14 protein-coding genes are annotated in these 12,736 nt (G+C 60.4%); 4 read left to right on the forward strand and 10 right to left on the reverse strand.

The annotated features are described in order from the left end of the window. Positions 1 to 9: 9 nt before the first annotated feature. The 5 genes from AC13Q5_RS16670 to AC13Q5_RS16690 form a co-directional block, all read right to left on the reverse strand. Entirely contained in the window at positions 10 to 1,179 is a 1,170-nt protein-coding gene (locus AC13Q5_RS16670; RefSeq protein ID WP_488502474.1) for an ABC transporter substrate-binding protein, read from the reverse strand. Positions 1,180 to 1,293: 114 nt separating this feature from the next. Beyond that, the gene (locus AC13Q5_RS16675) at positions 1,294 to 2,004 is read right to left on the reverse strand and encodes an ABC transporter ATP-binding protein (protein WP_488502475.1); all 711 of its coding nucleotides are present in this window, start codon (positions 2,002 to 2,004) and stop codon (positions 1,294 to 1,296) included. Next, positions 1,997 to 2,752, reverse strand: coding sequence for an ABC transporter ATP-binding protein (locus tag AC13Q5_RS16680; RefSeq protein ID WP_457881607.1), 756 nt, complete (start codon positions 2,750 to 2,752; stop codon positions 1,997 to 1,999). The genes AC13Q5_RS16675 and AC13Q5_RS16680 overlap by 8 nt, the downstream gene beginning before the upstream one ends. Further along, the gene (locus tag AC13Q5_RS16685) at positions 2,749 to 3,798 is read right to left on the reverse strand and encodes a branched-chain amino acid ABC transporter permease (RefSeq protein ID WP_457881654.1); all 1,050 of its coding nucleotides are present in this window, start codon (positions 3,796 to 3,798) and stop codon (positions 2,749 to 2,751) included. The genes AC13Q5_RS16680 and AC13Q5_RS16685 overlap by 4 nt, the downstream gene beginning before the upstream one ends. Further along, a complete protein-coding gene (locus AC13Q5_RS16690; RefSeq protein ID WP_488502476.1) occupies positions 3,798 to 4,652 on the reverse strand; it encodes a branched-chain amino acid ABC transporter permease in 855 nt (284 codons plus the stop codon). Before AC13Q5_RS16690 ends, AC13Q5_RS16685 begins: the two co-directional genes overlap by 1 nt. Before the next feature lie 287 nt (positions 4,653 to 4,939). Between AC13Q5_RS16690 and AC13Q5_RS16695 the strand changes: the two genes are divergently transcribed. Genes AC13Q5_RS16695 through AC13Q5_RS16710 form a run of 4 tightly spaced genes read left to right on the forward strand, consistent with a single transcriptional unit; the run spans position 4,940 to position 8,387 of the window. Then, positions 4,940 to 5,674, forward strand: a complete 735-nt coding sequence (locus AC13Q5_RS16695; protein WP_488502477.1) for a PIG-L deacetylase family protein — start codon at positions 4,940 to 4,942, stop codon at positions 5,672 to 5,674. A gap of 20 nt (positions 5,675 to 5,694) precedes the next feature. Beyond that, positions 5,695 to 6,657 (forward strand): VOC family protein, encoded by a 963-nt coding sequence (locus tag AC13Q5_RS16700; protein WP_488502478.1) that lies wholly within the window; start codon positions 5,695 to 5,697, stop codon positions 6,655 to 6,657. Position 6,658: 1 nt separating this feature from the next. Next, a complete protein-coding gene (locus AC13Q5_RS16705; RefSeq protein ID WP_488502479.1) occupies positions 6,659 to 7,330 on the forward strand; it encodes a 4-carboxy-4-hydroxy-2-oxoadipate aldolase/oxaloacetate decarboxylase in 672 nt (223 codons plus the stop codon). Then, positions 7,323 to 8,387, forward strand: a complete 1,065-nt coding sequence (locus AC13Q5_RS16710) for a 4-oxalomesaconate tautomerase (RefSeq protein WP_488502480.1) — start codon at positions 7,323 to 7,325, stop codon at positions 8,385 to 8,387. Before AC13Q5_RS16705 ends, AC13Q5_RS16710 begins: the two co-directional genes overlap by 8 nt. A 68-nt stretch (positions 8,388 to 8,455) precedes the next feature. Here the strand turns inward: AC13Q5_RS16710 and AC13Q5_RS16715 are convergent, their stop codons facing one another. The 5 genes from AC13Q5_RS16715 to AC13Q5_RS16735 are packed head-to-tail and all read right to left on the reverse strand — an operon-like array spanning position 8,456 to position 12,736. Continuing rightward, the gene (locus AC13Q5_RS16715) at positions 8,456 to 9,712 is read right to left on the reverse strand and encodes an NAD(P)/FAD-dependent oxidoreductase (protein ID WP_488502481.1); all 1,257 of its coding nucleotides are present in this window, start codon (positions 9,710 to 9,712) and stop codon (positions 8,456 to 8,458) included. Positions 9,713 to 9,730: 18 nt separating this feature from the next. Beyond that, positions 9,731 to 10,525: an amino acid ABC transporter ATP-binding protein gene (locus tag AC13Q5_RS16720; protein ID WP_075853871.1), complete on the reverse strand. Its 795-nt coding sequence runs from the start codon at positions 10,523 to 10,525 to the stop codon at positions 9,731 to 9,733. Then, on the reverse strand, positions 10,522 to 11,178 hold the full coding sequence (locus AC13Q5_RS16725) for an amino acid ABC transporter permease (RefSeq protein WP_075853872.1): 657 nt from the start codon (positions 11,176 to 11,178) through the stop codon (positions 10,522 to 10,524). Before AC13Q5_RS16725 ends, AC13Q5_RS16720 begins: the two co-directional genes overlap by 4 nt. Next, a complete protein-coding gene (locus AC13Q5_RS16730; protein WP_488502482.1) occupies positions 11,178 to 11,891 on the reverse strand; it encodes an aspartate/glutamate racemase family protein in 714 nt (237 codons plus the stop codon). The genes AC13Q5_RS16725 and AC13Q5_RS16730 overlap by 1 nt, the downstream gene beginning before the upstream one ends. Before the next feature lie 11 nt (positions 11,892 to 11,902). Further along, entirely contained in the window at positions 11,903 to 12,736 is an 834-nt protein-coding gene (locus AC13Q5_RS16735; RefSeq protein WP_075853874.1) for a transporter substrate-binding domain-containing protein, read from the reverse strand.

Here is a 12,736-nt window from a genome sequence, read left to right on the forward strand (position 1 = left end):
CGGCAAGAACTAGTGTGCTGGATCTTTCACGTTTTCGATCGTTTGGAATTCCGTGTTGTAGAATTCGTCGCCGACCTTCTCGACCTTGCGCATGTAGATATTCTGCACGATGTCGCGCGTCTGCGGGTCGATCGAAATCGGGCCGCGCGGACTTTGAAGCTGCATTCCCTCGGCAGCTTTCACAAAGGTATCGCCCGTCGCGTCACCCTTCGTCTTGTCGAGCGTCTTATAGATGAGATCGAGCGCGTCCCACGCCGCTGCGGCGACCATGTTCGGGCGCATGCCGTTGTTGTTCTTCTTGAAGGTGTCGACGAAGGCCTGGTTTTCCGGCGATGCGTGGTTCGTCGAGTAGGGACCGCCGGTGATGACGCCAAGGGCCGGCGCGCCCATATCGTTGAGGAGATCGTCGTCGGTGACGTCGGCCATCGCGACGACCTTGATGCCGGATTTGTCCAGTCCGCGTTCGACGAACTGCTTCATGAATGCTGCGCCCGCGCCGGTTGGGACGAAGACGAACAGGCCTTCCGGCTTTTCGTCGGCCGCGCGCTGAAGGAACGGCGCGAAATCCGGGTTTGCGAGCGGGACCTTCAGCTTCGAGATCACGGAACCGCCATTGGCTTCGAGCGTTTTGGAGAACCATTCTTCTGCGTCTGCGCCCGGACCGTAATCCGAGACGATGCTGACGAACTTCTTCGTGCCGTTTTCGGGCGCCCATTTGCCGATGACGCTTGCGACCTGCGGAATGGTCCAGGATGTGCGCAGCATGTAGGGCGACGCCTTCATAATCGAGGACGTCGCTGCAACCATGATGATCTGCGGGATCTTGGCGCGCTTGGAAATCTGCGCAACCGAAAGGGCGGTTGGCGTGTTGCCAAACCCGGTCAGGATCGAAACCTTGTCGCTCGTGACGAGTTCCTGCGAGATGCGCAGGGCGTTGTCTGCGGAGCTGCCATCGTCCTTGACAATAAATTCGACCTTCTTGCCGCCAGCGGTCTCTCCATGGGTCGCAACATAGGTCTTGAGCGCTGCGTTGATCTGGCGGCCATTTGACTGGAAGCCGCCGGTCATTGGGATGACGACGCCGACCTTGACTGTGTCTTCCGCCCTGGGCGCGGTGGTCGTCGCGGCCATGATCGCAAGAGCGGCCATGATGCCGGTAATCATCTTCTTGGTATTCATTCTCTCCTCCTTCTTTCTTTGTTCGACATGCGGAAAGATCTCTCCCCGCAGCCCATCCTGTCTTTTCGTCTCACTTGCGTTCTGATTTCGGCTTGCGGTCGGTGTGGCGCTTCTTCATTCGGTTGTGCCCACGCCAAGGAACTTGCCCAGTGTCTGGCGATCCTCTGCCAGGCGGCTGCTGTCGCCGGAATAGGCGACGCTTCCCCGGTCGAGGATGATTGCCTTGTCGGTAATCGCGAGCAGTTGCTGTGCGTGTTGTTCGACGATGATTGCCGCAAGTCCCTCGCCGCGAACAATTCTGCGGATGGCCGCGAGAAGTTCCTCGACGATGATCGGCGCCAGTCCTTCCGTCGGTTCGTCGAGAAGCAGGAGGATTGGATTAAGCACGAGCGCACGGCCAATCGACAACATCTGCTGCTCTCCACCGGAAAGCTGGTTTCCGAGATTCGATCGCCGTTCCTTGAGCCGCGGGAAGAGATCGTAGACTGCTGACAGCGTCCACCGGCCGGGTCGGGCAACCGCCGTTATGTTTTCCTCGACCGTCAGCGACCGGAAAATTCCACGTTCCTGCGGAACCCAACCGATGCCGGCCTCGACACGCCGTTCGGGCGGCATGCCTTGAATAGCCGTACCCTGCAGCCGAATCGACCCTGATCGATATCGGGTCAAGCCGACGATCGTGTTGAGGGTCGTCGTCTTGCCGACGCCATTGCGCCCCAAAAGTGCGACGGCTGTTCCAGGTTCGACCGATAGGCTGACGCCGTGAAGGACGGTCGCCTTGCCATATCCGGCAGAAAGGGATTCGATCCGCAGGAGCTCAGCCATGTGCTGCCCCTCCAAGATAGACTTCCTTGACGCGCTGATCCCTCGCGATCTGATCGACGCTACCTTCCGCAAACAATGCGCCGGCGACGAGAACGGAGATTCTATTGGCGAAATTGAACACCAGATCCATGTCGTGTTCGATCAGAAGGATCGATACGTCCGATGACAGCCTCGATATGTGTTGCATCACTTCTTTTCGATCGGCCTCGGGAACGCCGGCGGCCGGTTCGTCGAGCAACAGGACGCGCGGGCGGCAGGCGATTGCCAGCGCAATTTCGAGAAGGCGCTGCTTGCCATAGGGAAGGGCGAGACATTTTTCGTCTCCGACGCCATCGAGGCCGAAGTCTTTCAGCAGAGCTGCGATTTCCCGCTCGATGCCGGCAACGGCATGTGTCGGCCGCAGCCAGTTCCATCCGCGCCCGCTGCGTTCGCTGATGACGAGCGCGAGGCTTTCTATGACCGTCAGCCCGGCAAAGAGCTGATTGATCTGGAACGTGCGTACGAGGCCTTTCCGAACGCGGCGCTCGCGTTTCAGGCCAATGATGCTCTCCCCGTGGAGAATGACGTCGCCGCGGGACGGTTGCAAAACGCCGGTCAGGAGATTGATGAAGGTCGTCTTGCCGGCACCGTTCGGTCCGATCAGAGCATGGCGGGCGCCAGGTTCAAGCCGGAAGTTGACGTTCGTCGTAGCGTTCAGTGCGCCGAATGTCTTATTGAGATCCCGGGTCTCAAGGGCAGGAGTGGTCATGACTTGCCTCCCTCCGCGGCCTTGGCCGGTGTTGGCGTTTTGCGCATGGCGAGCACTTTTGCGGTGAGCCGTTCGACGATCTGTCTTGGCCGATCCCGCCCGGTCATGACGAAGGCGACGAGCAGTATGCCGAGCCAGAACTGCCAATATTGCGGTGTGACTGAAGAGAGCGCGTCCTGGATCAGTTCGTAGACCAGAGCTCCGATCAGGCCGCCATAGAGGTATCCCGTACCGCCGATGACAAGGACCATCAAACCATCGGCGGATTTCTGGAAGGAAAGCGCATCAAGCGAAACGAACTGCTGCGTTTGGCTGAAGAGTGCTCCGGCTACGGCGGCATAGGCTCCGGCCAGCGTGTAGATTGCGACGAGGCGGCCCTTGACCGGGATGCCGACGGCCGACGCTCGGAGCGGATTATCGCGGATGGCCTTCAGCGAATTACCGAAGGGAGACGCGACGATGTAACGGGCAAGAACGAAAAGGACGAAGAGAACCGAAAGGCTGTATGCGTACCCAACATGCCCATAGAGATCGAAATCGATCGTGCCGAAGAGCGGCTGAATGGTGATGCCCTGCAGACCGTCCGCGCCACCCGTCAGCCAGGTGGCCTGATTGGCGATTTCGAGCAGGACTGCCGCGACACCGAGCGTCACCATCAGTCGCGTAAGATCCGCACCGCGTAGAAGCAGGAAGCTGGTCGACAGCGCGACGGCGGCCCCGGCAAAGGCTGCCACCAGGAGGCCGGTTAGAGGCTCTCCGGTCACGTAGATCGAGAACAAGCCGCTGGCGTAGGCGCCGACACCGTACATCGCGGCCTGGCCCAGCGTCACGATCCCGGCAAATCCGATTATCAGGTCGATCGACAGTGCAAACAGGGCGAAGATGGCGATCTCGGTGAGGATGAGATGCTTGCCCGGCAGAAGAAACCAAGCCGCGACCGCCGCGATCCAAAACGCGATTTCAAGCGCGCGCCAGCGGGTTTGCCGCCGAAGACTTTCCTTGACCGAACTGGTGAGCGGATCTTGAGTATTGGCGGAATGCGACATCATCCGGCCCTCGTGAAGAGTCCCTGCGGGCGGACGACGAGCACGGCCACGAGAACGATGTAGATGATGAAGCCGCCAAGCGATGGGACATAATATTTGCCGAGAACGTCGGCCACGCCGAGCAGGATCGAGGCGACCAGCGGTCCCGTCATGCTGGACGTTCCGCCGACCGAAACGACGATCAGGAAATAAACCATGAATTTCAGAGGGAAGGTCGGATCCAGGCCAAGGATTTCCGCACCCAGCGCGCCGCCGAGCCCTGCCAGACCTGATCCAACGGCAAAAGTTGCGGCGAAGATCGTATTAACGCGAATACCGATGCCACGGGCCACCCGCCGGTCATCGACGGACGCCCGTAGCCGGCTTCCGAAACGCGTATGGCTCAGGACGAGCTGCAGGCACGCGGCTAGCACGCCGCAAGTGGCGATCAGGAATGCGCGATAGACGCCGATACCGACGCCCAATATCGTCACGCGCCCCTTCAAGAAATCCGGAAGGTCGAGGATCTGCTGCTGGGAGCCCATCAGATAATCCATACCGGCGACTGCGATGAAGACGATTCCGATGGAAAAGAGGACCTGGTCGAGATGAGTCTTGTCGAAGAGCCTGACATAGAGCGTCCGCTCAAGGACAAGCCCGATGACGGCCGTCAATATGAAGGCGATCGGTAGCGTCAGCAGGAACGGCACGCCCCAGCGATTGGTCAGGACGACAGTGACGTAGCCGCCCGCCATTGCAAAGGCACCGTGCGCCAGGTTGATGAAGTTCATCAGACCAAGCGTGACTGCCAGCCCGCACGAAAGGATGAACAATAGCATTCCATAGGCAAGCCCATCGAACAGAAGGGTCAGCATCTCTCCTCCCCGTGTCAGCCGCCCTAATCGATATGGCAGAGCGCACGTCTTGTTGATGGCCCGGATGAGATCGTCCAGGCCCGTTTCCATTCCTAAGGTGTCGGCAAGAGGGCGGAATTCCTATTTCAAAATGGTCTTCAAGATATAAGAAAAAGCTATAGCAATGAGCCTTCCGAGCTCACGGCCAATTCTCCTATAGCGAAAACTTATTGCTTCGATCGCAATTCCAAATTGGCAAACAGCCCCTTCAGGCATGAAATCCCGGTCGATCAGTAAGGAGACATCACATGTCGGAAAAGAAGACTGCGCTGGTGATCAGCGCGCATGCGGCGGATTTCGTCTGGCGGTGCGGGGGCGCAATCGCGCTGCATGCGCAGAAAGGCTACGAGGTGACGGTTGTCTGCCTTTCCTTCGGTGAGCGCGGTGAATCGGCAAAGCTCTGGAAAGAGCCGGGCATGACGCTCGATCGGGTGAAGGCCACTCGCCGATCCGAGGCCGAGAACGCCGCAAGCGCGCTTGGCGTGCACAATCTCATCAGCTTCGATCTGGGGGACTATCCGTTACGGCTGACAGACGATGACAAGTATCGTCTGGTCGATGTGGTCAGAGACGTGCAGCCGTCCTTCATGCTCAGTCATTCGCAATATGATCCTTACAACACCGATCATATGTACGCGACGCAGGTTGCCCTCGAGACGCGGATGATCGCCCAGGCATGGGGCCATAATCCCGGCCAGAAGGTTCTTGGCGCACCGCAGCTTTATCTCTTCGAACCGCATCAGACGGAGCAGATGGGATGGAAGCCGGATGTCTTCCTTGATATCACCCCGGTCTGGGAAAAGAAGCGTGCGGCGATCGAGTGCATGGAAGGTCAGGAGCATCTCTGGGAGTTTTATACCCGGGTTGCCCAGAATCGGGCCAACCACTTCCAGCGAAATTCTGGCGGCCAGTCCGGTGGACGGGCTGCGAAGTATGCGGAAGGCTTCCAGTCGGTCTTTCCGCGAACGGTCGACGAGCTTTGATCGGCTCGGGGAGGACGGAGATGGAACCATGCTTCGACATCGCGCATCTGGCGCACGTCGAGATGTACACGAACAAATTCGATGAAAGTCTCGACTTCTTTCTGCGGGTCTACGGTCTGACGCTTTCCGGCCAGGATGAAAAATCCGCCTATCTCAGGGCGTGGGATGACTATGAATTCCACACGCTGAAGCTCACGCGCCACCACACGACCGGCGTCGGGCACATCGCCTATCGGGCATCGTCTCCCGAGGCGCTCGAGCGGAGGGTCAAGGCGATCGAGGCGAGCGGCTATAAGGTGCTTGGCTGGACCGACGGCGATCCGGGCCATGGTCGTTCCTTCCGGTTCGAAGATCCTTTCGGGCATGTGTTCGAGATATACTATGATACGGTCCGCTTCCGCCCGTCCGACGCCGAAAGGCCAGCCCTGAAGAACGTCGCGTCGCGCTACCATGGGCTGGGCTGCCATCCGAGGCGGCTCGATCACCTGAACCTTTTGGCTTCGGATGTTTCGGAGTTCAGGCGGTTCATGCAGACCTGCCTGGGATCTCGCGTCACCGAAATGATCGAGCTCGACAACGGGCGGATCGGCGGCTGCTGGTTCACGATCAACAACAAGGGCTACGACCTTGCGTGCACGGAGGAGCATGGCCGCGGAGACGCGCGCCTGCACCATGTCACCTACGCGACGGACAGCCGCGAAGACATTCTGCGTGCTGCCGACATATTCCTGGAAAACGGCGTTCACATCGAAACCGGCCCCCACAAGCACGCCATCCAGGGAACGTTCTTTCTATACGTCTGGGAGCCGGCCGGTAACCGCGTCGAGCTCGCCAATGCGGGCGCGCGCCTCATCCTTGCGCCGGATTGGGAACCGGTGGTCTGGACCGAGGCCGAGCGCAGGAAGGGACAAGCCTGGGGATTGAAGACCATCGAGACATTTCACACCCACGGCACGCCACCGGCGGGAACGAAGGGAGACTGACATGGGTGTCGTCGTACAGAACATCGAACGTGTGGACGCGTCGATCATCGATCGGCTTGCTTCGGCAGGTGTCGCCACCGTCCATGAGGCCCAGGGCCGCAGGGGAATGCTCGCAAGCCACATGCGGCCGATCTATCCGGGTGCCCAGATCGCGGGATCGGCGGTGACGATTTCGGCTCCTCCCGGCGACAACTGGATGATCCATGTTGCGATCGAGCAGATCAGGGAAGGCGACGTGCTCGTTCTTGCGCCGACCTCGCCTTGCGACAACGGCTATTTCGGGGATCTGCTGGCAACTTCGGCGCTCGCTCGCGGATGCTGCGGGTTGATCATTGATGCAGGTGTCCGCGACATCCGCGATCTCACGGCAATGAAGTTTCCTGTCTGGTCGAAGGCCGTTTCCGCTCAGGGAACGGTGAAGGAGACGCTTGGCTCGGTCAATATCCCGATCGTCTGCGCAGGCGCGCATGTCGACGCCGGGGATATCATCGTGGCGGACGACGACGGCGTCTGTGTTGTCAAGCGCGCGGAGGCCGAGCAGGTTGCCGCGGCCGCCGAAAAGCGGATCGCAAACGAGGACATGAAGCGCAAGCGCCTTGCCGCAGGCGAGCTTGGCCTAGACATCTACGATATGCGAGCCAAGCTGGCGGAGAGGGGCCTCAAATATGTATGAGGACGGCGTCCCCTGCCTTTGGATGCGCGGTGGCACATCGAAGGGAGCTTATTTCCTGGCTGGAGACCTTCCCGGCGATCAACAGGAGCGCGATCGGCTGCTCCTTGCGATCATGGGATCACCCGATCCACGGCAGATCGATGGAATAGGAGGGGCTGATCCGTTGACGTCGAAGGTTGCGGTGCTCTCGCCCCCGACCCGCGATGACGCCGACGTCGACTATCTGTTCCTGCAGGTTTTCGTCGACAAAGCGCTCGTCAGCGACGCCCAGGGGTGTGGAAACATCCTGGCCGGCGTCGGCCCTGCCGCTATCGAGCGCGGACTGGTATCCGTTGTGGGCGATGTCACGTCCGTGAGGATCCACATGGTCAATTCAGGCGAGGTGGCGGTCGCCAGGATCGCGACACCGGACGGAAAGGTGAGCTATGCCGGCGAGACAAGCATCGCCGGCGTACCGGGACGTCATGCCGCAATTCCGATCCTGTTTACGAACACCGAAGGATCGATGTGCGGAGCGTTGCTGCCGACCGGCAACGCGGTTGATATGATCGACGGTATCGAGGCGACGCTGATCGATAACGGCATGCCGTGCGTCATCATGCGAGCGTCGGATTTCGGTTTGACGGGCGAGGAGTCGCGTGAAGAGCTCGAAGGTAACGACGCGATCAAGCAACGGATAGAGTCCATTCGGCTGCAAGCCGGGCCGATGATGAATCTTGGTGATGTCACTACGGCTTCGGTCCCGAAAATGACGCTGATCTCGGTACCGAAGCACGGAGGCGCGATCAGTACCCGCAGTTTCATTCCCCATCGCGTGCACGCTTCTGTCGGCGTCCTCGCAGCGGTAACGGTGGCGACCACTACGCGACTGGCAGGCTCTCCCGCGCAAGGGCTTTCGGTTGCTCCGCGCGACGGGCGCTACAGGATCGAACATCCGAGCGGAGACATGGAAGTCTTTCTCGACCTCGACGGCGATGGGAAGATCCAAGGGGCAGGCACCATCCGAACCGCCCGAAAGCTGTTCGATGGCAGGGTCTTCCCAGCTCCCATCCCCTGATTGCGACCTCACCGGTTCGGCTCCTATCGGGAACGTTCATTCGGGATTTGCGTCGGGCACGCGACCGGTCATTGCCCAAAACGGTTGGGTAGAAAGGGGCATGCGTTGTCACTGATACGACGTTCCAGCGCATCGAGTACCAGATCCGCGGTTTTGGGAGCTGCCGCGATACCGACATGCCCGTGGCCGAACGCGGCGATCAGGCTGGAATGGCGCGATAGCGGGCCGATCACCGGGAGTCCGTCGGGTGTAGATGGGCGATGTCCCATCCAGAGACGAAGGCTCGGTGTCTTGTCGGTGGACAGATAGGGGTAGCTCGCCAGAGCATGCCGTTGCAGCACCTGCGCGCGCTCCCAATTCGGGGGTTTGTTCACGGTTGCAAGCTCGACCTGGCCCGAAAGGCGCAGACCCATGTTGGTCGGCGTGTTGGCCATCCGGCCAGTGCTCGGCATCACGGGAATTTCGAAGGGTGTTTGCCCCGATGTTACAGTCACATGGTAACCCCGTTCGCTCTGCATCGGAATGCGCACGCCGAGCGGGCGAAGCAGGCGGTTGGAGTGTATGCCTGCAGCCACGACGATGCGGTCAGCAGATAGCGTCTCGCCACCCTCAAGTACCGCTTGAGGCGTCACACCGTCCAGGATGGCTGTCACGGCGGACTGGTGGAATTGTACGCCCTTGCGTCGCGCAGCTTCCACAATGCCGGCGACATAGCGTCCTGTGTCGCGGCAATGGGCGCCGTTGACCACATGGATGGCGAACCTATAGGGGGGGCCCAGAGCCGGGAGCCTCTGTCGGATTTCGGTTTCGTCCCACTCCACATATGCAACGCCGTTTTCTCGGCGCAGCTCCCAGCTTAGTGCTTCGGCCTCGAAGGAAGCCCGGTCGGGATAGGCGTAGAGCAGCCCTTTTTGAAGAACGAGCTGCTCCTGCCCGGTCTTTCGGGCGAGTTCCAGATGTCGCTCAGGGCCATCGTGCAGCAGGAAGCTCAGCAATTTCGCCGTCCGGCGCACGCGGGTCTTGCTGGCGCCGGCCCACAAAAACCGCAGGAGCCAGGGTGTCAGCTGCGGTAGTGACCTCCAATCGATCGTCAGCGGCCCGTTCCGATCGAGAAGGAAGCCGGGAACCTTCCGCCACAGACCGGGCATGCTCATCGGTATGATCGAGGCCGGGCTGATCCAGCCGCCATTGCCATAGCTTGCGCCGGCTTCGCTACCCGGCGTGTTGCCATCGCAAAGCGCGACATCCCAGCCGGCTTCCGCCAACCTCAATGCTGCGGTGGCACCGATAATGCCCGCGCCGACCACGATTACCTTGCCTGTCATTGCCGTTTCGTCCTGCTCTCAGGAAAGTCCGCCATGGAAATGGCTGAGGAATTCCCGCGTTCTTGGCTCGCGAGGTTCGTTGATGACTTGGCGCGCATCGCCGGACTCGACGACGAAGCCGTCCTGCATAAAGATGACCGTATCGGCGACATCGCGGGCAAAGGCCATCTCATGGGTGACGAGGATCATCGTCATGCCTTGCTCGGCGAGTTGACGGATGACGGCCAGAACCTCACCGACCAGTGCCGGATCGAGGGCAGAGGTGGCCTCATCGAACAGCATGACTTCCGGTTTCATGGCGAGCGCCCGGGCGATTGCCACGCGCTGCTTCTGTCCACCCGACAGTTGCTCCGGACGGGCATCGGCTTTCGCGACCAGGCCGACCTTGGCGAGAAGCTCCATCGCGACGCTCCGCGCGGAATTCCTGTCCTGTTTCAACACGCTCACCGGACCGACCATCACATTGTCGATGACGCTCATATGCGGGAACAGATTGAAGTTCTGAAACACCATCCCTGTATTGGCACGGAAGGCCGCCAGATCCCGGTCGCGCATGGTGACCCGGCCTGCGGAAAAATCCATCCGCCTTCCGCCGATGGTGATGCAGCCGGCATCCGGCAATGACAGCAAATTGAGGCTGCGCAACAGGGTCGATTTTCCCGAACCGCTTGGCCCGATCATCGCCACCACATGACCGCGTGGGACGGAAAGGTTGATGTCCTTCAAGACGTCGAGAGGACCGAAGGATTTCTTCAGGCCTACGACCTCGATCATCGGTTCCTTGTCGCCCGTTCTCTCCAATTTGCTGTTCATGCCTTGCGACCCTCCAGCCAGTGCGCCAGGCGTGTCATGGGGAACAGGACCGCCAGATAGACGAATGCAATCAAAGTGTAGGTTTCGAGCGGCCGATAGGTGGCCGAGGTCACGAGCTGACCTTGGTAGAGCAGGTCGGGCACGGCGAGCACGGAGAGAAGCGAGGTGTTCTTGAGCTGCAGGACAGACTGGTTGACCAGCGGCGGCACCATGCGGCGCAACGCCTGCGGCAAGATGATCTTTGCCATCAACTGGCCCCGACGCATGCCGATCGCACGGCCGGCATCCCATTGCCCGGCATCGATCGAGATGATGCCGCCCCGAATGATCTCGGCATAGAACGCGGCGCCGTACATGGTCAGCGTGATGAAGGCGGCCATCGCTGGCGAGATCTGGATTCCGACCAACATGGGCAGGGCATAGTAACACCAGACCAGCTGCACGAGGACAGGCGTACAGCGGAACAGTTCCACGATCGTCATGATCGGAACGGTGACGATTTTCAAACCCGAAAGTCGGGCAAGAGCAAAGACCGTGCCGACGACGATTCCGGAGACGATGGTCAGAACGGTGAAGCCGACCGTATAGCCCAAGCCTTGAAGAAACAGGCCGCGGTACTGCCAAAGGCTGGAGAAGTCCCATTGATATTGCATCACAGCGCGCTTTGTTCGGCCCGGTGGAAGGTCCGGGGAGAGGTTGAGGTGAAAAGCCACTCGCCAAGTGTCAGGATGTCGAAGACGGGGAGATCGAGGGCAGCCGAAATCGCCCGCGCAAAGGGTGGCATGTTGGTGCATTCCAGCACGATGGCGCCAACGAACGGATGCTCAGCAACAAGCTTTCGGGCAGCATCGATCACTTCGGCCTCCAAGGCTTTATGATCATATGCGGCAGAGCCTTCGATGAGCGCGTGAAATGCCCCGCCGGCGGGCACGCCACGCACGGGCACGGATGGATCGGCCCCGCAGGCTTCGAACACTTGCGGACCGAGGCTGGCAGCATCATAGGTTATCACACCGGGACGCAGACCTGCTCCGAGCGCCATTTCGACCATGGGCAACTGCATGAGGCTGGAGGCGGCGACCGGAACACCCAGCGCCTCGGCCAGTTTTCGCTGGTGTCGCGCCATGAAGCCGCAAGACGTGATAATCGCGCTGCAGCCCTCCGAGATCAGCTCCCGTCCGGCGGCGATGAAATCGTCGACGAGACCCTCGCCGCCCGCACGGACGACGAGGGAAACGGAAGCACCACGCACCTGGCGGAACTTGACGGGAAAGCGCCATGACCCAGCATGGCCGACATCGCCAGGCGGGCGTTTGAACGTCGTATCCAGCATGATGATGCCCAAGGCACCTGAAGTGACGGACATGGTCGAGCCTGTCAGAAGGTCAGGTTTGCAGGCAGTGCGGCCTTGTCGACGCCGACGAGCGCGAGGCTATCGACAATCCAGCTTGAGACCTTGCCTTGCCCGCGGCGTTCCGCGAGCCAGGCATCGACATAGTCGCGGAATTCGCCATTCGGATCGCGCCGCACGCCGATCGTGGTCGGCTGGCTTCCGTGAGGGTCCGGAATGATGAGCTTGACGTTTGGTGAAAGGTGTTTCGTCGTCACGACGGCAAGGAGCGCGACCTGGATGATGGCATCCGCACGGCCCGACTGAAGCGCCAGAATGGTCTCATCGGCAGATTTGAGCGCGACCAGTGTGCAGTTCGGCAGGTTCTTGCGGGCGAAGTTGTCCTGCGTCGAGCCGAGATCGACGGCCACCCGCATCTCCGGCTTGTTCATCTCTTCCCACTTCGTCACTCCCAGATCCTTTCGGGCGACGAGCGTGAAGGTATTGTCCATCAGCGCCTTGGTGAAGTCGACGACCTTGGCGCGCTCCGGACTGTTGCTGAGCCCGAACATGATGTCGATCTTATTGCTTTGCAGATCGATCACGGAGTTGCCCCAGGTCGTCTCGACCAATTCCAGCTTGACGCCGATATATTGCGCGAGATCGTGTCCCATCGCGACGCAGAAACCTTCCCAGTCTCCGGTTGCGAGGTTCTTGTGATAATAAGGCTCGGTGCCTGCAAACACGCCGATCCGCAGCGCGCCGCGTGCCCGGATCGCTTCGAGTGTTGGACCTTCGGTCGCTGCAAGAAGTGCGGAAGGGGGAAGGAGTGCGGCGGCGCCTGCGAGCAGCATTGCCTTTCCGAAGTCGCGTCTGTTCAT

It is taken from the genome of Martinezella sp. CNPSo 3964 (assembly GCF_057784375.1).